This is a genomic window from Chryseobacterium gleum (assembly GCF_900636535.1).
Classification (GTDB): Bacteria; Bacteroidota; Bacteroidia; order Flavobacteriales; family Weeksellaceae; genus Chryseobacterium; species Chryseobacterium gleum.
In genome coordinates this window covers 4,871,992-4,896,210 of record NZ_LR134289.1, presented here as the reverse complement: position 1 = coordinate 4,896,210, position 24,219 = coordinate 4,871,992, and the positions used below count along the sequence as shown (strand labels likewise).

Here is a 24,219-nt window from a genome sequence, read left to right as displayed (position 1 = left end):
CGTTGTCCCAAAAAAGTTAAAAAATTATGAATAAATCATTAAAAGTGCGATTCCAGCACCTGATAGGGATTTTTTTAGAAGTGAAAGTGCTCTTGATTTTTGGGTATTGATCGTACTGACAGGAATACCGAGCTCCTCAGATATTTCTTTTGGCGTATCGCCAGTGACAAGCCTGCCCATGATAAGCCGATATGGTTCGGGCAACAGATCAATCGCTTGGTAAAGCTCTTCATATACTTCGTTCTGAACAATGTTATCCAATACATTTTTTTCAAACTCATCAAAATTTTTGGTGTACAAATCAAAGCGCTTCTGATTTACTTTCTCTTTTTCAATGGCTTTTATACAGCTGTTTCGCACAGATATATAAAGGAAAGCCTTGATATTTGAAAGGGATTCAAATCCCTCCCTCCTGTCATATAATTTCAGAAATATATCCAATACTAGATCCTTGGAAATTTCCATTCCGATATTCATAAGTAGTCTATCTGCGAAAAATACCAATGAAGAGTGAAACATCGTGAAAATACGATCAAAGGCCATTTCATCACCGCTTTGAAACTGGGAAAGCAGTGCCCTTTCGTCGATCAAATTTCGAGATGTCATAACAGGGCAATTGGTAAATGATTAAGTAAAGTTAGAAAATAATAGTTGTAAAAAAAAGATATGATGGATTGGTGAATTTATAAAAGGAGAATTTTACGGGATTTGAAATGTCATGAAATGAAAAATCATTAAATTTAACCTAACCAATTGGGATATCAGCAGTATTAATATTTTATGATATTCCAAACAAAAACTTTAGCCATGAAAAAAATATTGACCCTTTTGCTCCTTATTGGAGTAACCAGCTTATGCTATGCACAAGAGCAGTCCTTTCACGATCCCGAAATATGGAAACATGGTCTGGGAAAAATTAAAGTAATTTCAACAGAACTTTCTAAGGATTCTACACAAAAAGACAGTAAAGTTTATCTTAAAGTCCATTTCTATGACATTAAAAATAAAATGTTTAGAGATTACTTCGCGGATCTGGATGATGAAAAAAGAGAATATGTAAGCCATAGCAATAGTTTTAAATGTTGGTCTGCTATGAGACAGTTTTCAATCATGACCGTCCCTTTTAAAGTTAGGGCAAGAAACAAAGATGGCTATGTCACAGCAAAAGCTGATGTTGATAATGTCGGATTTTTTGTTCCGTTTTATGTTAAGAGTATTGATAGATATTGGGTAGATAAATCCAGCAGCCATAAAATTTCTTTTGGTATACTACTCGCACCAATGGCTGAAGAATTGAGCGATAAAAACACGCAGAATTATTTTAATGACTCTGAAAAGTCCTATACCGCATTTATGTTTTCAACTTCCCTAGCAGCAACTTATACCTATAATAAAATAACCTTTGCGCTCATCCCTGTTGGTTTTGATTTTGGAACCGACAAAGCTGGCAAAAAATGGATCAACAACGGCAGATACTGGTTCGGATTTGGTCTGGGAATAGATACTGAGTTGTTTGGGTTTTAAATAGAAAGAACATTCTAAACATATTAACCAACATTTTAAATTATGAATATTAGATTCGAGACAGTAAATGAAATTAGGGCTGAGGAGCAAATTGTAAAAAAAATGCTTGATGAAGCACAAGAACGATTGAAAGAAGAAATGACCAAAAAACTTGACACCATTAAGCATGTATTCCATAATGAGACGGTCGTAGTAACAATTGATTACGAAAAATCAAAGGCAAGTATTTCTGTGGAAAATGCTCAGCCAGATCGTATTCCGATTATTAGGAACGCAATAAATAGTCTTGCCTAAAAAATAGTCCCACTTGGGACTATTTTTTTATCAAATCTCAAAACATGAAAATATTTCCTTCTCAAATTTTGTAGTCTATGACTTAGTAGCTGCTCTTACTTTTAAAGATCATCCCCAGTCTTCCTTATTGATTTTTTGCCTTATGTCAAAAGTTTTAAGTTTTTATAGGCTTAATTTAGTTTCAATAATTCATTGGATAAAGAAATACAGCGACACTAACCTTTAAACCACATAAAATGTTAACAAAAATTTTCAGAAAACTAATTTGTGCAGTATTTGCAATTATGCTACTACAGTCATGCGAAAGGGATATGGAAAATTATCCTCAGAACGATCAAACCTCGATAGCAAAAAAATGGTACGAGGATAACGGGAAACCTTTTCCCTTAGATTGGAAAAAAGCACAGCTCATAAACGGAAATAAAAGTACCACGCTCGTGGTTCCCCTGCAGGACGGCACAATCCTAGGTTGGGGATATTCCATGCAGCAAAACCTGATTTTTACCATTGAAGAAAATAAAGTTGCCAGCGCCAATAAGGTGAGCCTTTTCGCAGATACAAGAACCGTGGCGGAATTTTCCGAACAGACTATTTCTAATTTCGTTAAAAAACAAGTGTATCGAGGTGAAGAGCTTGGAAAAGTATATTATATGGTATATGATTTAAATGATACCTTGTTGTACAGCCAATCACTTGACTCAAGTGGGCTGAAAATGGTAAACCTTCAATTGAAGACTAAGGATGCCGATACCAACGTAAACAAAGAAAACAGTAAACCTGATACCAGTAAAAATATACCTGTTGTATGCAGCGAGTGGTATCTGGTACAGTACTACGATGATGGTACCGAATATTGGACTTATCTATATACAACGTGCAGCGGTACAGCGACCGGAGGTGGCGGCGGAGGTGGTAATCATGGAGGTGGTAGTGGAGGTACTTCAAGTACATCTTTCGTGGCAGCTGCACCTATAACCACTATTGACATTCAGGAGCGATTGAAATGTTTCAACAATGTGGTAAATGATGCTAACACAAAATACAAGGTGACTTTAAATGCACATAGAATAGACCTCAATTCTGATAAACCTGGTCACGCTTTTCTAACAATTGAAAAATCAAACGGTACTCAGCTTCAAAGGCTTTCTTATGGATTCTACCCGCAATCTGGTCCATCGGCGGCTACCATGCTGCCAGTTACCAGTGCAATGGGGGAAGAATCGAGTGATTATAAGCGAAAAAGTGATGCAAGATATAGTTTGTCTGTCACCAAGGCGCAATTCGACGCAATCATAAGCCAGTCTATTGCCCTATCGAAAGTCCCCTATGACCTCAATGATAACAACTGTACACATTATGCTACCGATGTTTTTAATTTACTCCTACCAAGTAACGGACAGTTAAACAATAATGGATTTTTAACACCAGATGGCGTATACACATATTTAGCAAATTTAAAACAGGCGGGCAATCCAAATGTCACATTAGGTCGGATTGATCCTCCAACTAGCACGAATTGTCAATAAAGGATATGAAAAGAAAATTTATTATAGGAATTGTACTATCTGTTCTGGTGATACCCAATACACCGGTTATAGGTACGGAGATACTGAAGGCCATCGATGGTGACCATTTTCGGTATGCTAATGCAAACGCTTCTTTTACCGGTATAGAGTACATGGAAGTTTTTCACCCTTGGATGAGCAAGTGGGTAACATTTGGATTTATCGAGGCTACGAGACCGCAAATGGCCAATATGGAAATTTTTAGGTTGTATAGAATTAACCCGTTTTGTTTTTGGCGTTGGCGTTATTATTTAACCGTAAGCAAAAATTTTGAATACCGCGACTGGGAAAAAATAAAGCCGAACAGAGTTCCCTTTAAACCATCGAATAAATGGCAGGACTTCTGACTTTTTCTAATAAAAACCAGCCAAAGTAATATCATGCAATAAATGAGCTCAATGGACTTTCAAAACTCAGATAATGCAAATCGCCCGCAACTGAACTAAAAGCTATGAAGAGGAAAACAATTAGAATGATGAGGCAAACAATTATTATAGTGCTAGGCATTATGATCCTACTTCCCAATGTGCCTTTTATTGGAAAGGATATTCATCGCTGGTTAGATGAGGGATATTTCAGATACTCCAATCTTGATGGCTCATACAGGATAACCACAGATTTTGGTTTTAAAAGCCCCGGATTCTCAACTTTTGGTTTTGAATATTGGATTAAAGAGACATCTCCAGCCAAAGAAAACCAGAGGCTTTACAGATTGTACAAGATTAATCCATTGTGTTTTTGGCGATGGAGCTATTATCTTAGGCATAGTATCTATTTAGATTATATGGACCCCAGTGTCATTGAAAAGAATATCGAAAAAAAAAAGACAACGCGAAAGTAATGTGGCATCGAGCATCTTCAAATATTAGCGAGATCATAATCTTAAAAACTCCCAAGAAATGGGAGTTTTTTATGTGATTAGCTCCATAAAAAAACGCACCTTTAAAAGATGCGTTTAAAAACTAATAACCATGAAAGGTATTAAAACCATAAGTGGCCTCATACGTGTATTTGAAATATACTATATTTTGTATGTTGACAAATAATTATTGACCATTGAACGACCTGAGCGAAGATTCTCAATTTTCAGGTGCAAATTTAAGCATTAATTTCAGATCAGCCTACGGGTTTCCGTAGTGGCATTAAAATCATTTTTCTTTATCAATACCTTAACATCCTTTTTCCGGGAAGACCAACCTCAATCTCCTACGTTTAAGATACCCGAAAGGTCATGCTAACATCTTCCTTTTCCACAAACTATTTCCTGAAAGATAGAGTGCCTTGCATCCAGTCTCATTATGTCTCGGACTGACAGACAAAGTGAAAAAAAATAGACTAATCTCACGACTAGTCTACAATATACTATTAAGATGGTTAGTTAACTCTTAACCAATATACGAAATTTAAAGCTTAATCGTAAATTCCATCGCTTTTTTTGGATATACGGTTGTAGAAAGATATCCATTTGCAGGATTACGTACATACTCAAAATAGTCTTTCATGGAAGGTTGAAATCCCTGAACATCATCCACAAGGATCACGGCGCCCTTTTTCAATTTCGGCTCGATCAGCTTGAATACCGCATATACCATGTCCGGCCATCCATCAAGAAGAACAAAATCCCATTCCACATCCAGATCCTTTAAAGTCTGCATCGCATCCCCTTCCAAAATCTCTACATGCTCATGGACACCTGCTTCAATGAGGTTTTGCCGGGCAATTTTAACCTTATGGGGTAAGTACTCCGTTGAAATAACTCTACCTCCGTTGTCCTTCGCTGCCTTTGCAAGATAGATCGTAGAAATTCCAAAAGATGTTCCAAATTCCAGGATATTTTGCGCATTTAGTGCCCTCGCCTGCATATAGATAAAGGTACCTTGATACGGTAATATCGGTATATATTTATCCTCATAAAAGCTTTCATTTTCCGTTTTCCAGTCTATACCCCTGCCAAAGAATTTAAATGCTTTGGGCATGAAATGAAAAACCATAGACCAGCCCTGCTTGAGAGCTTCTTTATACAGCCTAGCCAATGTATTTTCAGCTCTGCTATCGTGTAGAACTTCAAAAAGTTCTGGGGTTACTTTGGGCATATCACTTCCTTAAATTAAGTTATTAAGAATTATTCTAAATAATAAAAGTAAGAAATATAATGCAGATAGTACTTGTATATCCCTAAAAAGTCCTTTTAATCCGCTTACATCATCATTTGGACCTGAATCTCTAATACATACAATTATTTTCTGTATAATCTCCTAAAAGAAAAAGCTGTGTTAATGAATCAACACAGCTTTTCAACCATTTTCTATACAATTTAATCCTTATTTTTATTTGCTCAAATCTCTGAGAGCTTTGACCGCATCATGGCTCGCCTGGATACCATCCTGTTGTTTTAATAAAACTTCACGAACATCTTCTCCGAGCTCATTTTCCTGCAGTGCGTCTTTGTATGCCTTTTTAATCGCATCTTCCCCACGTTCACATTCTTCCAGAATACTGTGACGGTCACTACCGCCAAAAGTTGCTTTTATATCGATCCAAGCGCGATGTAATGTTCCAAGGACCGTATTCCCGTCTTCGGGAACTTCACCCTTGCTTCCCACAAGTCCCGCAAGCTCTGTAATATTGCTTCGACTTTGTGAGGCGAATTTTTCAAAGGCAGCTTTAAGATCTATGTTTTCGGCATTAATATCCCTGATAGCTTTTTCAAAGCCTTCAGCTCTATCGTTGTTGATCTCTATTAAATCATTTAAGACTTCGACAATTTTGTGATTTTCCATTTCCTATCTGTTTTTCTAAATAACCGATCCCCAGAACAATTTGTTTAAAATTTCTTCAAAAGAATCTAAAAACGTTTTCGGGGAAGTCCTATTTCATGCTCCTGCGGATAAGGGGCCCTGAAAGTCATACTTACATCTTCCCGAATCCGCTGTTGCGCTTCATATTTCTTCTCTTCATCATGGGAATATCTTGGGTCAGGTATAAATGGCATCTTTGCCATTTTGGTGATCGTAATTGTCGGAAAATGGAAATCAACTTCCACAATCCCCAATAATAGATAGCATCCCCCACCCTGAAAAGGGTACTTCTCAAGGCAATCTGCGAAATGTGCAGTGTCAAAATAGTTTCCCTGAACATCTATCCAGGTACCAAAGTACATTGTTCCCCTTTTTGTAGGAACATGTTTCCTTGAAATCAAGTAGGCAAGCATCTTCACCTGCTTTTTGTGATGTTCTGTAAGATCTTTGGCCATAACAGTTCCCCTGTACTTCGTCTGAAGTAGATCGAAAGGTGTACAGGATACCGGAAAACTTAAAATCTCGATTTCATCGAAAGCATCCTCAAACACATTTCTTTTTAACTCCGGAAATTTGTATTCCTTGATCGGTTCTTCAAAAAGAGTCTGAAATCTTTTCTCTGGTTTAAAATCCCCCAGTAGAATGCGCGCTTTGAGCAATAGTTCATTCTTTGGAACACCTGAAAAACGGAATGCTCCAATAAAGATCAACGTCTGCAAAGTCTCAATACCAATTGGAACTCTCTTGATAAAATCTTCCATTGACCTATACTCCCCATTTGCCTTTCTTTCCTTTGGTATCAGCTGAGCAAGTTTCGATTCAACTTTTTCAAGCAGCATCAGTCCCAGATATATTTCCTCTCCATAAATCGTTGTTTCGTACTCGCTTTTATTGACACATGGATTCAATATAACACCCCCTGACATCCTTGCCTCGTGTACATAGACCTCTGTCCTATAGAAACCGCCCATATTATTTATCGCCGAAACCATAAACTCCAATGGATAATAAACTTTCAGGTACAGCGATTGATAACTCTCTACTGCATAAGAAGCTGAGTGAGCCTTACAGAATGAATACCCTGCAAAAGATTCTATCTGTCTATAAATTTCCCGGCTCAGTTCCTCTGGATGCCCTTGTTTTCTGCAAGATGCAAAAAAATCGTCCTTAACTTTTTGAAGTGCACTTAAAGACCTACCTTTTCCGCTCATAGCTCTTCTCAGTATATCTCCATCGGCAGCAGACACCCCGCCATAATGAAGCGCAATCTTGATCACGTCTTCCTGGTATACCATGATGCCGTAAGTATCTCCTAGCTGCTTCTCAAAGACAGGATGGAAATACTCAAACTTGTCAGGATTGTTATGTCTAAAAATATACTCGTGCATCATTCCCGATTGGGCAACACCAGGACGAATAATGGAAGAGGCGGCTACCAAAACTTTATAGTTATTACATTTCAATCTGCGCAATAATCCACGCATCGCAGGAGATTCAATATAGAAGCATCCTATTGTCCGCCCTTGGCTCAAATATTCATTACATTTTACTTCATCTTTGGAAATAGTGGTATCCTTAATATTTACCTTAATTCCCCTCTTCTCTTCTAAAAGCCTGACCGTATCGTTGATGGTACCTAGCCCTCTTTGAGATAAGATATCAAACTTTTCAAAACCGATCTCCTCGGCAACGTGCATATCCCACTGCACGATAGGAAACCCTTTGGGAGGCATTTCAAGGGCCGTAAAGTTTGTGAGTGGTTCCTCGGAAATAATAATCCCGCAGGAATGCATACTCCGCTGGTTAGGAAATTTTTCAAGCAGCTTCCCATACTTCTGCACCTGCTTTACTATATCGTCCCGAAATACACGCTCTGGATATTTGCTGAGCTCGTCAAGTTCCTCCTTTGGAAGTCCAAATGCTTTTCCAACTTCCCGAATGATCGAACGGTATTTGAATTCGACATTGGTTCCGCAAAAAGCAACATACTCCTTACCATAACGGTTAAAAATATAATCAAGGATGATATCACGCTCCTGCCAGCTCCAGTCAATGTCAAAGTCAGGCGGACTTTTCCGGTTAAGATTCAGAAATCGTTCAAAATACAGATCCAGCTCTATCGGGCATATATCGGTAATTCCCAAGCAGTACGCAACAATAGAGTTCGCTCCACTCCCACGCCCAACATGCATAAAGCCCATACTGTTGCTATATCGGATGATATCCCAAGTGATAAGAAAGTACCCACTAAAGTTTAGTTCATCAATTACCTTTAGTTCCTTTTCAATTCGCTTAGTTGCTACCTCGTGATTTCTACCGTACCGTCTTTCCAATCCTGCATAAGCTAAACGGGTCAGAAGTTTAAGGTCATCGGCCTTTGTACCTGTATAATGTTTTCTATTTCTGGGTGTGGAAAACACAAAATCAAAGCTGCATTTTGAAAGTAATTTTTGCGTATTCTCAATAATTTCAGGATAGTGACGATAAATTCTATGTATTGAATCCACAGAACGAAAATATTCTGATTTCCTGCACACTTCTTTTTCTGCAAGCTTGGAAAGCAAGGTATTGTTATCAATGGCGCGTAAAATCCGATGTAGGTTATATTCTTTTTTTGTGCTGAAAGTAATGGGACAAAGAATAACCATTTTAGATAACAGCTTGTTATATTCCGGTCTTATCAAAAGATTGAGTTCATCTTCATAGATTCCTACATATTCATTTTCTTGGAGGTTGTCCGGCATATTGCTCAGTGGATATAGGATAAAGTTGTAGGCTAATTCCGGTTGCAATGGTAAATCAATCTTATCGCAATTATAAGAAGTCAGCATTTTGTTTACTTCGGCAAGCCCACTAAACTCTTTTGCAATGGCTATATAATATAATTCACTACCGTTGCGCACCTCAACACCAACAATCGGGCGGATATTATTTTCTTCGCATTTCTTTTTAAATTCATAAACTCCGGTCACCGTATTAATATCTGTCAGAACAAGTTCCTTTATCCCCAGTGCTAAAGCCTGAGAAATAAGGTCGTCTATGGAAAGTGTTCCATAGCGGAGACTGTGAAAGGAATGACAATTTAAAAACATACTTGTAAATGCTAACGTAAAAAATTGAACCCAACAGCCCGTCCAACCGCATCTTTACCGAAACGGTTCTTGATATTATCCATCGCCTGATACAGGCTGATAAGCTCCGCATTATCTTCAAAAATATTCATCTGATAACTCCCGTGAACAAGGTCCGTAAATCGCAAACCAACCAAACGGAGCCGCATACGTCTTGTGTAAATCTTATCAAATAGTTCAAGTGCAACTCTCGCTAAGGTGTGGTCAGAGGATGTATAACTCACCCTGCATTGTTTGGATTCGGTGTCAAAGTTTGAGTATCTGATCTTGATCACCACGGTTGAGGTCAGCCATTTCTCCTGCCGGAGCTGATGGGCAAGCTGCTCCGCCATTCCTGATATTAGACCTTTTACCTCATAGGTATCCATTGTATCGCTGCTAAATGTCCTTTCCTTGGAAATGGATTTCCTTTCAGAATATGGAATGACAGGAGTTTCATCAATACCGTTTGCTTTCTTCCATAAGTCTGTACCATTTTTGCCGATCATCTGCTGCAGGATCTCTACAGGCATTTCCGAAAGTGTGCCTATGGTTCTAATTCCGACCCTCGAAAACAATTGAAAAGTCGCATTCCCCACCATCGGCATTTTTTTTATTGAGAGCGGATTTAGGAAAGATTGTACACCTAAAGATGGTATTTCCCGATGTCCGTGAGGCTTTGATTCGCCAGTTCCTATTTTGCTCACAGTTTTGTTAGTCGATAACGCATAACTTATGGGTAAACCTGTTTCCTTTTCGATCTTTGCCCCAAGCTCATTTGTCCACTTGTAAGCGCCGAAAAACTTATCCATTCCGGTCAGATCGAGATAAAATTCATCGATTGAAGCTTTTTCCATCACAGGCGCACTTTCCTCTATAACCTCAGTAACCGTATGGGACATTCTGGAATATAGTTCCATATCACCTTTGACAACCTTCGCCTGAGGGCAAAGGCGCAGCGCCATTTTCATGGGCATTGCTGATCTCACACCAAAAGTTCGTGCCTCATAGCTACATGAAGAAACTACACCTCTGTCCCCACCACCAATGATCAGTGGAATTCCGTTTAAACCGGAATTTACCAATCTCTCACAGGACACGAAAAACGTATCCAGATCTAAATGTACAATCGACCGCTCCATTTTTTTACTAAATTATTTAGCAAAGTTGATAAGATTATTCACAAATTACAGTACATTTGTTGTGAAAAATATTCACAAAATGTCAACGATATCAATTTTAGCTGATAACATAAGGTATTTAAGGATGCAACAGATACCTGAACTTTCGCAACAGCAGCTTGCGGATAGACTGTTTTTGACAAGGGTATCTTATGCTAAATATGAGACTGCAAAAGCCTCTCCGCCCTTGGATGTATTATTGGCAATTTCCAGATATTACCATATCAGTACAGATTTGTTGCTAACTGTTGATCTGAGAAAATATAAGCTGCAAGAGATGCTGAACCTTCCAGATAATAGGATCTTGCTTCCGATCAAAACCGATTCAGTTGGAGAGAATAAAATTGAGATAATACCTTACAAAGCTTCAATGGGATACTTAACAGGTTATGCTGATCCCGAGTATATAGATAGCCTGCAAACAATGTCACTACCTTTCCTTCATAATGGAAAATATAGGGCATTTCCCGTAGTAGGTGATTCGATGCCACCTTATAAGGATGGAACATACGTTGTAGGAAAATACATAGAAAACATTAAGGATATTAAAATTGGTAAAACCCATGTACTAATAACTAGATCAGGATTTACTTTCAAACGTATTGAAAAGATAAACGATAATTCTATCACCGTCGGAGCGGACAATACATTTTATGATAGTTATGATATTCCATTTAGTGATCTTTGGGAAGCCTGGCAATATGCTGGCAGTTTCTCCAGTAAAGAACTGGAAATAATTGATTTTGCAAATGAGGACATAAAATCGATGCTCATAAAGTTGATGCAGGAAGTTCGTGAACTTAAAAACAAAGTTAGCTAAAACAATGTTTTAGCTAACTTTTTCACAAACCATCAATCACACAAAAATTTAATTTTTCAACCTAATATCCTCGTATTTTTTTCTTTCCGTTTTCAAAGAAACGAGCCACTCCAAATACATCCCTTCCGGCATATTTCTATACCCTATCTTATGGATATGATTGTATTCTTTATTTAATGAGGCCAGAAGCTCTTTTGATTTCGGATCAGAACGTTCCACTTTCTGATATTGTTCTTTGTGGGTTTCAGCCCGTAAAATTAACGCTGTTACTAAATTAGGACTGATCTGCAGAGCCCTTTCAGCACACTTGATTGCAAAGGTTCCGTCATTATCCGGAAAAGAACGCTTATAGGCATTTGCCAAATCAACAAGACATAACCCAAGGCTCTCGCGATTGTCAAGTGCTTTCATATAAACTCCATTTTCAATAGCATTTAAATGGATAAATCCCGAAGCCATCAACCAGGCATCCTGTGGAAAGATGCCACTTGTTAACTCTGTATTATACCAACCGATGGATTTTATATTGTGTTTAATATAAATATGGTTCGGAGCCAATGCAAGATTCGCTTCAACACCTAATTCCTCTGCAAGAATTTTATATAAGTAAGGTAACGAATTACAGTTTCCTTTCTGCGTAGTAACCAGTTTTGAAACAAAAAGACTTGTCAGATCTTTGTGCCCGAAAACGTCTTGAAAATCATAAGAGAATGGTTTATAACGAACAGTATCTTGGTTGATTAAAATAGGTGTCTCCTCACAGATAACTGAAAAGATTGCTGCATATTTACTAACGGTCTCCTTATCTCTTTCATTATAGGTAAGATCACGATTGCGAACGATTGTCTTACAAAAGTTGGCCATAAATTTAATTTTTCTGTCAACTTCAACCGTATCTAGCTTTCCCTGATAATATGCATTTTCTACACTCAGTACAGCAGTCTTAAAACTATATTTCTGTTTATCGTTCAGCATATTATCAATAGTCAGATATGCTTCATTATAAAATCGATTTTCCTGTGACTTGACAAAACCGGCAACCAAGAAAAATAAAAAGATATAAAAGTGTTTCATAATTTTGATGCCCAAAAAAGAGCAGATTTAAAAATTTGGATCATCTAAATGATCGATGATATCTATTGCAAGTATGTCATCTGGCTTTCGATCATACTGAGAAAGGTAATAATCTATCAAAAAGCCTAAATCTTTAAGTGAACAAAGGCGTTCGTAGGTCATTTCACCATCTTTAACTATATTTCCCATTCCCCTTTTTGACTTGAAGAACCTGTATATTGTATCAACTCCCACCGAGAACTCTCCATATAGGATTATTTTCTCATAATCTATATCGCTGAATTCTTCACCGAGTAAATCATTAATTGTATTTCTTCTGATCGCTTTAATAATTTCAACTAATTTCATGACTATCTGCATTTTAATTTTTAGTCCACTAGATTCAAATAAAAGTAAAATTCCAATTTGTGCTTGGAATCTTTCACAATCCCATTTTTATACAGATCATTCACTGCTTTAGCATATAATTCTTTGATAGCAATCTCATTATCAGATTTTGCCGTTACAATAACATTATAATCTACAACTTTAGATGAATCAACATTTGGTTTATCACTTTTCTTATTACAGGGTAAGAATTGTAAGAATTATAAGAACACTCGTAACTTTATTCATATTACACCGTTTTTTATTCAAAACCCGGATAAATAAAATTATAATGGCCAGTCTTTATTCTATCAACTATTGCGAAAGGGGGTATGACAACTCCTATTTCCGCGTTTCGATTTTCGCCTTCCAGTTTACCTACTTTTGTGAAACTCTCATCATTAATTTTCCATACAAACCAATTAACGGAAACTTTTATTGGTTCTTCTCCAACTTTTTTACCATAATCATTTGTGTCGCGGAATAATACATCGTTTAAAGCTGGATAAACAATGCTTTTTCCTCCCTGTTTAAATAAATCTTGTTTTACTCCGATGTTGATCATAGTATGCGCATGAAAGTCAATATCACCCGCTAACAGTTCGGAAAAAACAGGAATTTCATCAGCTGGATATTCTCTTTTAAATGATCTAATGACATCGCTGTTTAATTGGTTAAGGTCATTAGCAACGTATTGAAAATATTTTTTATTTCCATTGTCCAATGTCACTGAGAATATATCTCCAATCTCTGTTTTTACTCTTTTAGCCATTAATAATAGTGGTATTGTCAATGTTATTTTGAAAACCTAACAATATCAATTTTTGAGAATTATTTATTTTAAACTATCTTTTATCCATTGCGCAGATTTCAAAAATCTTTTTGCAGTATCATCGCTCCATTGTACCCCATATTCAAACTTATGATTTATACAATTTTCATTTTTCAAAACTGTCTTAGCAAGTTGTAAAAGTTTGGAACTACCGACTCTCATGCTTAGTTCATCTAACTTTGTTAACCAACTCGATGTAGTTTTGGCACCTCTCGATGTATCAAAGAAATGAATTAGCTGAACTTTAATTTCAAAGTCTTTCCATAGATCTGCTGATATTGCAAAATTCAGAACGTCACTAATAATTTTATAACAGCATTGGTTATTTTCCACTTTATAATTTTTCAGATAATCCATTAATCCAGTGTCGTTTGCTGTTACTAATTTTAAAATCTTTTTAAAACAGATTACATCATGGTGAAAAGTTTTCTGATTTAGAATATCCAATATATTTTTCGAAGTTGATAGCTTAGCTTCCACAGTAGCTTTTCTGAAAATACTTCGGGATTGTTCAATTTTTATAATGTCTTCCAAAAAGTTGCTATTCGGTGAAACAAAATAGTTATGCTTAAGATAAACCGTAATATGAAAATAATCTTCCGGTGAATAAGTAATCATCTTGTCCTTCACAAAACTTGGGATAATATTTCCGAGCAAAGCTCCCAATCTGGCGACGTATAAAGACCTTAAAAAAGCTCCATGAAATTCATTATTATAATGCAACAGTTTTGGCAGGATGTACTTATAGCTATTCTTTTCAATTTCTGATGAGATCAGTTCCTGGAAGTTAATCTCCAAATCCTTTTCTGCTTTCAATTGGTCTTCCCTATCATTAGTTAATTCTTGATGATACAGAAGTAATTGGTCAAACCAATCTTGAATTTTTAAAAAATCGCTTTCAGAAATATTTAATGCTTCGGCTAAAGCTTTAGATTCCTTCAGGTCATCATTTTTAAATTTTAAATATGGATTGTCCGTCATAAATCTGAATTTAGATCATTTCCCCAAATTTCACTTTTTTACCATCGATAGTATAGGGATATATTTGCTGAAATCTGCTTTCAGGTGAAAGTATTAAATCCACAACCAATACATCCTTACCTTGATATTTTCCGTCCTGAGCAATAGCATAAACCCGAACATCCCCATCTTTTAAATCATCATATGCTCCAGCCAACAAAATATCATACATTTCTTTTGAATCAGTTGATTCCGAATAAGCAGAGATATAAGCTAGGTCACCATTTGCTCTGACATAGGTAGCATAAGGGGCAAATTCTCCGCTTTCTGATAAAAATTTTTCTGCTTGCTCCTTAATAGCGCTAAGCAATATTTGAACATTTGTCATCTTTAAATATAATAAAATTGGAATTATGTGCAACCTGGTACACCAGCACAAGGATCTTTAGGTTTTGGCACAGGAATTAGTTTTGGGGCCGGAGCAGGTGTAACTCTAAGGTTATCAATTTTAGGCTTCGCCGGAGGCGTATATCGTTGAATATTAATGCCGGAATTTTTAAGGGGTTCGCTTAATTTTGCAGATTCATTAATTTTCAAAATTGCTTCCTGCCCACTTGCTTTTGAAATTTCCTGCTGACCCCTAAGCTGTTTGGTAAAAGATTGTTTGGCAACGTGCTTTATTTCCACTGTTCCTCCTTCTTCTGTCATTGCGTCTGGAATAGTTTTTCCTGTCTTTCCAGTCTTAGGATCGGTGTATTCATAGGTTTTGGTATTTTTCTCTTTTCCCATTTCGGCAAGCTGTTTTTCTTCAACATATCTACCAAAATTGAAATGTTCTTGCTGAGCTTTTGTTACGGCTTCACTTTGCTTGGTTCCGACTTCACCAGTCTTCGTAACTGTTTCAATTAAGTTTGGTTTTATTGAAGATTCTTCAAATAATGGCATTAGACGAAACCACCAACAACATTCGGTAGCGTCTTCTGGTGCTAAACCTGTGGGATCTTTAAATCTTACAGGGTTATTGAACGACATGCTATAGGGACTCCAACTTGGAAATTCCTCACTTAAAGGATCTGGACTGATCCACCTGCCGTGTGTATCTCCGATCGGTTGTGCGTCCGGATCATCAAGGTCTATTTCAATAAAATTAACGATTTCACCTTTTTTCACATTAAACCTTACCGATCCGATTGTGACTATGCTATCCTGATCGTGGAATTCCAGATACTTTCCTTTGCTTAACGTGGCTACTTTCGGATAGTACCCGTACTTTTTGAATGGGTTTCCCGCCTCAATGTTTTTTCGCCTCCTCTCAGCTTCCGTAGGGCTTAAGCTATCCCTGGTCTTTAAAACCTCATCCATGTAGGGACGAGAACGTTCTTCCCTTGTCAGTCTGACAGGATTTACCCATTCCTTTTTGTTGCTTATCTTTTTGTTTTGTTTTACCTGTCCCTGGCTAAAGCCAATAAAAAACAGTAAAACAAAAAATAAAATCTTTCTCATTATTGTAGTTGTATTTTGAATTATCTGGTTATAAAAATTCCTTTGGAATTGCATATACTTTTGGAGTTTCCTTCTTAGGGACGATAGGTTTTATTTTTTTTGCAGCTTCCCTTTGTTTTTGTGCATTCAATATCCTCAAACGTTCTGCAATCTCCTCACTCTTTTGCTTATTCTCCGTCGTTTTTAGAGAACCCAGCCATTGTTCATATTGTTCCGCAGGCATTTGGGCAAAACCTGACTGGTCTATGTAATCAAATCCAGCCTTTATTTCCAGAAATTGGTTTTCCAGCGGAGGATAATTCCTGATCTTTTGCAACTGTTCCTTATTTTCAGGGTCAATATTAACGCGGTTACAGGCCTGCATAAAACGCATCTGATCGGTGTTGCTTTTCCATAATGTCGCATTTATATTATTTTGATTGAGCTCCAGTGCTTTTCCTAAAACTTTTGCAACAAACTCATCATAGCCAAACTTATGTATATATCCACTGGCAAGGTCAACATAAGTCTGTGAGAGGACTTCTCTCTTTGATAGGTTCTGCATATAAAGCTTGTTCTTTAGAGCTTCAGCTTTAATATATCCGGAATTCAACACAAAAGAGTTTGCAGAAAACATTCCATTGGTAAGCTCAACACTAAGAACTTCGCCGTCCCCATCTTTAAAGCGTATATAAGAATGATTGGGTGACACAACAAGAAAGGCCTCTGCACCAATCTGTTCTGCTAACATCAAATACAAAAGTGGCATGGAATGACACTGCCCAGTATTTGTTGTCATCAATTTGGAAACAAACATCTTACTGTAATCCTTGGCACCCATATAGTCTTCAAAGTCATATTTGATTGCATTATGGATAACTTTTCCATTCTGCTTTGTATCCTGCGCAAAGTATTTGAATATTGCAAGATTCTTGGCCACATTATCAGAATCATCTATTGCACTCCTTTTCATCTGTTGCCTGATCATGTTAGTAGCTTTCTGAATCTGCGTTTGATATGCTGACTGAAAATTACGGTCATTGTTGTTGTATGCATTTTCAACCAGAAAAACAGCGTCTGTAATGGAGTAGCTTTCAGGGTCGAACTTCATTAAGTTATCAAAAGCCCTGTAATAGGAATCCGTTCCTTTTCTATCGGATAAAGAAGTAAGCATATAATTTTTCACATACGATTCTTCCCTGATCATTGCCATTTGACGATCTACCTCTTTATTGATCTCATCCTGATCATCTCGAGGTGTAACCTTTTTATAATAATTTGAAGTCGCATTAATATTTGGAGAGTTTGGTCTATGGCTGGGTTGATTATTCAGACTTTCAGGTACACTGTAAAGATTGGAAACACCTGGTCTTTGCGGCAGATTTGGAATCTGTCCATATATGTAATGATAGCATAAAAACAAGCTAAATAATAATATTTGTCTCATCTCACAGGTGTGTTTTTCAAGGTTAATTTTGGCTTCGCAATATATTTTATTTTTAATAGTCTGGCTTCCGTATTTTCACGGAAATTTGAATTAAATTCTCAGGCCAGCTATTTATTATCAATGATTTAAAAGCGAAACTAAACTGTCAAAACGTCAAAACCTGTCGTATCATAATCTAAATTATTACGGCTTTGCACTCAAGTATTCTTGGGTAAATACAAAAGGCATGGAACAAGGTGCTATTGCTAGAGAAGGTACTGCGAAGAACCCAAAACCAAAATAGACGACCTAGCCCATGCCCATATTTTGAGACACAGGCGTAAGTCTGTCAATATTTTTGGTTTTTTTAGAAGTTCGCAGTTTCTCTCATCCAAATTTGACAGCTTACGCTTTTTTTTCCGATAAAATTAGGGTGCTAATATATAAATATTTTTACAAACGAAAATTATTATCACTAAAATATGATATAAAATTTAAAATTGAATTATAATCGGTATATACTACTATTTAGTATAATATCCTTTAATTTTTATACCATAAACATACAAATATATTGCTAAAATAAACATTTTTAATAAAATATACTTAAATTTGTGTACTGCGAATTATCCTAAATAAACCAAAAATGCCATTATTCTCAAGCAATAAGAATAGTTACGATGTTATGTTTCAGAAAATTTATGAGACATATTGGAACCGTATGTTCGCGATGGTCTCCCGAAAAGTGAAAGATCGTGATGATGTCTTCGATATATTACAGAATATTTTTTTCCATTTATGGAATTATCGAAAATCATTATCAGAACAGAATGCGGAAAGCGTCATTATAAAAACCTGCATTCAGGAAATTTCAAATTTCTCCGTACAACAGAAAAAAATTCCTTACACAATAGAAGTCGCTGACCTTCATTTATCCGATGATTCATCTGACCGATTACAGGCAATTCTTGAAGAAGAAAAAGAGCTTGAACTTTTAAGGATAAATATTGAACTGCTACCTGCAACACGAAAGAAAATATTCACCATGAATAAATTTGAGGGCATGACACAGGAAACAATTGCCAATAATCTCAATCTATCATCCAAAGCTGTAAAAAAACAGATCTCAAAAGCAATGCTTTTCTTGCGTGAACACCAAAATCATAGTTAAATTGCGTTAAAACTTCTTAATTTTAGTTAAAATTCAATTTTTAGGGGGGGCTATTGCAGCTACTTTCAGGTATACATAATAAAGCCCTTTTATTATGGACAAGAGAAAACAGCCCGATCAGCTTTCTTTTGATGAAGCAAAAGAATTATGGAATGAGCTCGGAAATAAAAGAGACGCCGAGCTGGAAACTCCGACAGAGCAGGAAAAAAGAGAGTTCCATCAAAAACTTTACGCCAGAATAGAAGCTCACCAAGCAAAAAAAAGAAGGATAAAAACTCTTCGATATACTTCCCTGATGGTTGCTGCCGTACTGTTGTTAATCGGTAGCGTAATTTCATACCGCTCTTTGTACCTTCCAGATGTTTATCAGGCTGATCAGCATGTTTTGACATTTACCCTAAAAGATGGTTCCAGCGTAACGCTGTCCAAAGGCGCAAAATTGACCGTTGAAAAGTCCTTTCCAGCTGATACAAGAGAAGTAATCCTTGAAGGTGACGCAGTTTTTAATGTGACCAAATCAAAAATACATCCCTTCATCGTTCACGCAGGATCTTACCAAACCAAGGTTTTGGGTACAATTTTTAAAATCACACAGGACCATCAACGGTTTAACGTAGATCTTTACGAGGGCAAAGTTCAGGTTATAAAAGCGGAAAAACCGACAGAAACCTTTGTAATTAAACCCAAACAGACATTTTCCAACTTCGGCTCAAAGGATGTTGCAACCATTGTTGCCACCAAAACTACTGATACAACGCTAAAGAACAATACAGCGACAATCTCGTTTACGGATTTAAAGCTTATGGATGCCATAAAAATTTTAGAAGATACCTACGGCGTAAAAATTCAGTACCCTTCTACCGCTTCAAATTCAAAACTTAGTGCTACAAAAGAAAAAGCCACTGCAGCGGATATGATAAGACTGATCTCCCTAAAGCTAAACCTAAATTCAAAAAAAATAAATGATAAAACATTTCAATTGGAAGAATAGACTTTGGTTAGTCCATACTTCTGCACTGATCCCCTACTCCTAAAACAAACTGACCTGGATGAATAAAATAAAAAAGACCGACGGGTGCAACCGTCGGCCGCGTATTCAACCAATAACTGTTCGATCCATTATTAATTATAAATACTATGCAAAAATAATGAAAAAAGTTTGCAGCGCAGTACTATTGATCCTAATACTATCAATAACCTGCCAAGGGCTCTATGCTCAGGAAAAACTCTCAACAAAGAGGGTAAATTTTGAAACCGGAAAAACAACTGCTTCACAAGCAGTCGAAAAATTCCTCTCCGAAAATGTAAAAGATCATATCTATTCGAGTGATGATCTTGAGGGTTACACTGTTCAGTCCACCAAATGTAAAAACGAACCGGTATTAGACTGTCTGAATAAAATTTTGAAAGATATTCCAGTAGAAACTTTAATTGACAATAACAGTGTTATAATTAGACCAAAAAAAATCAAATCGAAAGCTTCTAACACAGAGTTATCTGCAATATCAATCGCAAAAAAGGATACCATAAGCGAATCATCTGATATTCATACCATTGATGAAATAACCCTTAACGCCGGATACTATAGGGTATCCGACAAAAAGCGAACAGGAAGTATTGCTAAAGTATCCGCAAAAGATATAGAAAATCAGCCTGTCACTAATGTATTATCCACAATACAAGGACGCATGGCAGGTGTCAATGTAGCCCAAAACAGTGGTGTTCCCGGCGGAGGATTTGAAATTCAGATCAGGGGACAGAACAGTTTACGTACCGGATCTTTTACAACGCCTAATGGAAATATCCCTTTATATGTTGTTGACGGTGTACCCATCAGCGAGATTCCATCTTCCCAAATATCATCCGTAACCATGCCTAATGGAACTATAAACCCTTTAAACAGTATTAATCCCAACGATATTGAAAGCATAGAGGTTTTAAAGGATGCCGATGCCACTGCTATTTATGGTTCTAGGGGTTCGAACGGAGTAATATTGATAACAACAAAAAAAGGGAAGACAGGAAGAATACGTGTAAATCTTTCCTCAAATTATGGGATTAGTGAAGCAATATCTAATCTCAAGCTTCTAAATAAGGATCAATACCTACAAATGCGCAGGGACGCCTACGCAAACGATGGTATTTCAGCTTACCCTGCCAACGCATATGATATCAATGGCACTTGGGATCAGGAACATGAGACAGACTGGATAAAAACCCTGATCGGAAAAAAAGCAACGCTAAGTAATACCCAGCTTTCATTAAGCGGCGGTAATCAGACAACAAACTTTATGCTGAGCCTCGGACATAATGAACAGACTACTGTTTTTGGGCAGGGTTTTAAGTACAGCAGCAATACTTTTAATTCCAACATTTCACACCGTTCTGCTGACAATAAACTTTCCATCAGTGTTTCCAACATGTTTAGCCAACAGAAAAATAATCTGGTAAGAACGGACATGACAAGAAATGCATATATGTTAGCTCCTATTACACCTCAGCTTTACATGCAAGATGGCGGCCTAAACTGGCAGAACAATACTTTCACAAACCCATTGGCGGCGTATAATGCTTCTTATGATAACGACACAAAATTGTTCCAAACCAACTTGAATGCAGAGTATCGCATATTAAAGGATCTTAAGGTTAAATTGAATGCCGGACTTAATTATACTGCTGTCAATGAACTTTCACTGACACCAAATACCGTTTATAGCCCTTATTTAGCAACGGGTATGTCAAGTTCAAGCTCTCAGGCAGACAAAAAATCGCAGCAATTATTTTCCTTTATAGCAGAACCTCAATTAAATTGGTTAAAAAAATGGGGACGACACCAGCTAGATGCACTAATCGGTGGTAGCTTCCAAACAAGCAGGAGAAATGCAGATGAGAGGTTAGGAATAGGCTTTGAAAGCAATCAGTTCATTACAAATATTGGGGCTGCTAAGTCTGTCATGACCTTAGAAGATTCCAATATTGAATATCGGTATGCGGCTTTATTTGGCAGACTCAATTACCAGTTTGAGAACAGGTATATTGTAAATTTAACTGGAAGAAGGGATGGGAGCAGTCGATTCGGGCCAAATAATCGTTTCGCAAATTTCGGGGCCGTAGGAGTAGCCTGGCTTTTCTCAAACGAAGCTTTTCTAAATGGTATTAATTGGTTAAGCTTTGGAAAACTCAGGGGAAGCTACGGTTCTTCAGGAAATGACAATATCGGTGATTTTCAGTATCTTGATAACTATACCGTCAACTCTACATTAATCTATAATAATGCTACTGGAGTTGCTCCTTCGCGTCTTTATAATCCAGATTATAGTTGGGAGATCACCCGTAAAATGGAAGCAGCGCTGGAACTGGGCCTTTTAAAAAACCGGATAAATCTCACCACCGCATGGTACAGGAATCGATCTTCCAACCAATTGGTTGGATATCAGCTTTCAGCAGTTACGGGATTTAACAGTGTAATTGCAAACCTTGCAGCAACAATCGAAAATACAGGCTGGGAATTTGAGTTATCAGGGCGACCTATAGTTGGAAAGAACCTGCAATGGGAATCCGCCTTCAATATCAGCTTCCCGAGAAATAGATTAATCTCATTTCCAGGTTTAGCCGGATCAACTTATGCCAACCAATATATTATAGGACAACCAACAAATATTGTACGACTGTATCAATTACTTGGAGTTAATCCCCAAACGGGCCAATACCAGTTTACAGACTTTAATGGTGACGGGAAAATAACCACACCAGAAGACCGACAGGTTATTGAAGATATAAGTGTAAAATATTTTGGAGGTTGGACCAATACGTTACAATATAAAAACTGGGATCTTTCCTTTCTTTTCCAGTTTGTAAAAAAGAAAGCACGGAATTATATCGGTATAATGACCATGCCCGGAACAATGAATAACCAACCAGTACAGGTACTTGATGTCTGGTCACCCGAAAATCCAAATGGTACTTTCATGCCTTATAGTACTGTCAATACGAGTAGTCATAATCTACTTCGCTCAAGTACTGCGGCATATACGGATGCTTCCTTCATCCGTTTAAAAAATGTACAACTCGGATATAGAATTCCATTAAAAAGCGGACCTTTTAAAGATGTTAAGATTTACTTTCAGGGGCAGAATCTCTTCACATGGACGAAATTCTTCGGAGTTGATCCAGAATCTTCATCGCTAGGTTTTCTTCCACCATTAAGAACATATTCCTTTGGTATCCAATTTAACCTCTAAAATTTATAAAAATGAAAACTATACATTTTATTATATTAATTATTGTGAGCCTTGCAATTACTTCATGCGAAAAAATGATCGAAGTAAATATCCCCAATGATCAAATTGATAAGGAAACTGTCTTTAAGGACGTGCAAACTGCCAATGCAGCATTAGCTGCCCTCTATGCTGATGCCATGAAAAGTTCACCAATAGCAGGTGGAGATCTCGAAACCTATCTAAGCGCTTATACTGATGAATTGGATAACTTCACCACCGTTTCCTCAGACAGCAGGGATCTTTTCCTTAACCAACAGATAGATACCAATAGTATTGTATATAATGTCTGGGCAACGGCTTATAAACATATTTATTCTGCCAATTCTATTATGGAAGGGGTTACTGCTTCAACAGGAATTTCTGCATCAGACAAAAGATATCTGAGTGGGGAGGCATTGTTTGTAAGATCAATCATGTTGTTTTATCTCAGCCAGCTTTACGGTGACATCCCATACCCCGAATCAACTGATTACATGATCAATAATACCATAAATAAAACAAATTTTGCGCAAGTACTTTCAAATCTCGAAAAAGATCTGCTAAAAGTATCGTCTCTACTTGAAAATGACTATAGAAATTCAGAGCGTATTTATCCGAACAGGTTAGCAGCAAGATTGCTCCTGGCAAAAGTTTATATGGCAAAACAGGATTGGAATAAGACAGAAAACATATTGAAGGAAATTGCACAAAGTGGACTATATCAAATAGAGCCTGACATTACCAAAGTCTTTCAGAAAACTGGCAAACATATCATTTGGCAACTTAAACCAAACAATAATCTATCATTACCACAAGCTGGAATTTATTATTTTAATAATTCGGCACCTTCAAGCTATGCCCTAACAAATGCGCTGATCAATTCATTTTCAAATGACGATTTACGTAAACAGAAATGGATTGCACCTGTAGTCTTCAATGGAGTAACATACTATCGAGCGGAGAAATATAAAAACCGTGGAGGCAACAACCTAACAGAATACTCCATTATATTCAGATTGGAAGAAGTGTTTTTACTATTGGCAGAGGCGTTGACACAACAGGACAAGATTGTAGAAGCATTGCCTTATGTAAATGCGACAAGACAGCGTGCACAGCTAAATCTCCTGACATCATCCATTACAAAAAGTGCCCTACTGGATGAAATTCTGATAGAAAATAAAAGAGAATTTTTTACTGAGGTGGGACACAGATTCATCGACTTAAAAAGAATGGGAAAGCTTAATAACCTTCAAACAACAAAGCCCAACTGGAAGGACATACATAAACTATGGCCAATTCCCCAAAAAGAAATTCTACTAAACGATAATCTTAAACCACAAAATCCTGGGTATTGATA

22 protein-coding genes are annotated in these 24,219 nt (G+C 37.0%); 10 read left to right on the top strand and 12 right to left on the bottom strand.

Annotation, left to right across the window (positions count from 1 at the left end):
* Positions 1-24: 24 nt before the first annotated feature.
* Positions 25-606: an RNA polymerase sigma factor gene (locus EL165_RS22520; RefSeq protein WP_002981408.1), complete on the bottom strand. Its 582-nt coding sequence runs from the start codon at positions 604-606 to the stop codon at positions 25-27.
* Positions 607-807: 201 nt separating this feature from the next.
* Here EL165_RS22520 and EL165_RS22515 point away from each other — a divergent pair, with 201 nt between their 5' ends.
* The 5 genes from EL165_RS22515 to EL165_RS22495 all read left to right on the top strand — a co-directional run bounded on the left by EL165_RS22515 (position 808) and on the right by EL165_RS22495 (position 4,224).
* The gene (locus EL165_RS22515) at positions 808-1,524 is read left to right on the top strand and encodes a hypothetical protein (RefSeq protein WP_126358701.1); all 717 of its coding nucleotides are present in this window, start codon (positions 808-810) and stop codon (positions 1,522-1,524) included.
* Between the two features lie 42 nt (positions 1,525-1,566).
* Positions 1,567-1,818 carry a hypothetical protein gene (locus EL165_RS22510; protein WP_002981414.1) on the top strand — a complete coding sequence of 84 codons (252 nt, stop codon included), beginning with the start codon at positions 1,567-1,569 and terminating at the stop codon, positions 1,816-1,818.
* A gap of 236 nt (positions 1,819-2,054) precedes the next feature.
* On the top strand, positions 2,055-3,344 hold the full coding sequence (locus EL165_RS22505) for a hypothetical protein (protein WP_002981417.1): 1,290 nt from the start codon (positions 2,055-2,057) through the stop codon (positions 3,342-3,344).
* 5 nt (positions 3,345-3,349) lie between these two features.
* Positions 3,350-3,730 carry a hypothetical protein gene (locus EL165_RS22500; protein WP_126358700.1) on the top strand — a complete coding sequence of 127 codons (381 nt, stop codon included), beginning with the start codon at positions 3,350-3,352 and terminating at the stop codon, positions 3,728-3,730.
* Positions 3,731-3,855: 125 nt separating this feature from the next.
* Entirely contained in the window at positions 3,856-4,224 is a 369-nt protein-coding gene (locus tag EL165_RS22495) for a hypothetical protein (protein WP_041461552.1), read from the top strand.
* A gap of 562 nt (positions 4,225-4,786) precedes the next feature.
* On the opposite strand, the gene EL165_RS22490 is transcribed toward EL165_RS22495, so the two are convergent.
* From EL165_RS22490 to dinB, 4 genes are all read right to left on the bottom strand, one after another.
* Positions 4,787-5,476: an O-methyltransferase gene (locus EL165_RS22490; protein ID WP_002981422.1), complete on the bottom strand. Its 690-nt coding sequence runs from the start codon at positions 5,474-5,476 to the stop codon at positions 4,787-4,789.
* A gap of 234 nt (positions 5,477-5,710) precedes the next feature.
* Positions 5,711-6,163 (bottom strand): PA2169 family four-helix-bundle protein, encoded by a 453-nt coding sequence (locus EL165_RS22485; protein WP_002981425.1) that lies wholly within the window; start codon positions 6,161-6,163, stop codon positions 5,711-5,713.
* Positions 6,164-6,228: 65 nt separating this feature from the next.
* Positions 6,229-9,273 (bottom strand): DNA polymerase III subunit alpha, encoded by a 3,045-nt coding sequence (locus tag EL165_RS22480; protein ID WP_002981426.1) that lies wholly within the window; start codon positions 9,271-9,273, stop codon positions 6,229-6,231.
* Between the two features lie 11 nt (positions 9,274-9,284).
* The gene (gene dinB, locus EL165_RS22475) at positions 9,285-10,433 is read right to left on the bottom strand and encodes a DNA polymerase IV (protein ID WP_002981428.1); all 1,149 of its coding nucleotides are present in this window, start codon (positions 10,431-10,433) and stop codon (positions 9,285-9,287) included.
* 79 nt (positions 10,434-10,512) lie between these two features.
* Here dinB and EL165_RS22470 point away from each other — a divergent pair, with 79 nt between their 5' ends.
* Positions 10,513-11,292: an XRE family transcriptional regulator gene (locus tag EL165_RS22470; RefSeq protein WP_228370550.1), complete on the top strand. Its 780-nt coding sequence runs from the start codon at positions 10,513-10,515 to the stop codon at positions 11,290-11,292.
* 48 nt (positions 11,293-11,340) lie between these two features.
* On the opposite strand, the gene EL165_RS22465 is transcribed toward EL165_RS22470, so the two are convergent.
* The 7 genes from EL165_RS22465 to EL165_RS22435 form a co-directional block, all read right to left on the bottom strand.
* Positions 11,341-12,366, bottom strand: coding sequence for a tetratricopeptide repeat protein (locus EL165_RS22465; protein WP_002981432.1), 1,026 nt, complete (start codon positions 12,364-12,366; stop codon positions 11,341-11,343).
* A gap of 27 nt (positions 12,367-12,393) precedes the next feature.
* A complete protein-coding gene (locus EL165_RS22460) occupies positions 12,394-12,714 on the bottom strand; it encodes a hypothetical protein (protein WP_126358699.1) in 321 nt (106 codons plus the stop codon).
* A gap of 280 nt (positions 12,715-12,994) precedes the next feature.
* A complete protein-coding gene (locus tag EL165_RS22455; protein ID WP_002981436.1) occupies positions 12,995-13,504 on the bottom strand; it encodes a hypothetical protein in 510 nt (169 codons plus the stop codon).
* A gap of 63 nt (positions 13,505-13,567) precedes the next feature.
* Positions 13,568-14,545, bottom strand: a complete 978-nt coding sequence (locus tag EL165_RS22450; RefSeq protein ID WP_002981438.1) for a hypothetical protein — start codon at positions 14,543-14,545, stop codon at positions 13,568-13,570.
* Positions 14,546-14,555: 10 nt separating this feature from the next.
* Positions 14,556-14,912, bottom strand: coding sequence for a hypothetical protein (locus EL165_RS22445; RefSeq protein WP_002981440.1), 357 nt, complete (start codon positions 14,910-14,912; stop codon positions 14,556-14,558).
* A 23-nt stretch (positions 14,913-14,935) separates the two neighbouring features.
* Entirely contained in the window at positions 14,936-16,027 is a 1,092-nt protein-coding gene (locus EL165_RS22440) for a putative toxin (protein WP_041461553.1), read from the bottom strand.
* 28 nt (positions 16,028-16,055) lie between these two features.
* On the bottom strand, positions 16,056-17,453 hold the full coding sequence (locus EL165_RS22435; protein ID WP_002981444.1) for a hypothetical protein: 1,398 nt from the start codon (positions 17,451-17,453) through the stop codon (positions 16,056-16,058).
* 625 nt (positions 17,454-18,078) lie between these two features.
* Here EL165_RS22435 and EL165_RS22430 point away from each other — a divergent pair.
* The 4 genes from EL165_RS22430 (at position 18,079) to EL165_RS22415 (ending at position 24,217) form a co-directional block, all read left to right on the top strand.
* Complete coding sequence (locus EL165_RS22430; protein ID WP_002981445.1) at positions 18,079-18,603, top strand: sigma-70 family RNA polymerase sigma factor; 525 nt, start codon at positions 18,079-18,081, stop codon at positions 18,601-18,603.
* Positions 18,604-18,697: 94 nt separating this feature from the next.
* Positions 18,698-19,594, top strand: coding sequence for a FecR family protein (locus EL165_RS22425; RefSeq protein ID WP_002981448.1), 897 nt, complete (start codon positions 18,698-18,700; stop codon positions 19,592-19,594).
* A 157-nt stretch (positions 19,595-19,751) separates the two neighbouring features.
* Entirely contained in the window at positions 19,752-22,844 is a 3,093-nt protein-coding gene (locus tag EL165_RS22420) for a SusC/RagA family TonB-linked outer membrane protein (RefSeq protein ID WP_041461555.1), read from the top strand.
* A gap of 11 nt (positions 22,845-22,855) precedes the next feature.
* Positions 22,856-24,217 carry a RagB/SusD family nutrient uptake outer membrane protein gene (locus EL165_RS22415; protein ID WP_002981452.1) on the top strand — a complete coding sequence of 454 codons (1,362 nt, stop codon included), beginning with the start codon at positions 22,856-22,858 and terminating at the stop codon, positions 24,215-24,217.
* The last annotated feature ends 2 nt before the right edge of the window (positions 24,218-24,219 follow it).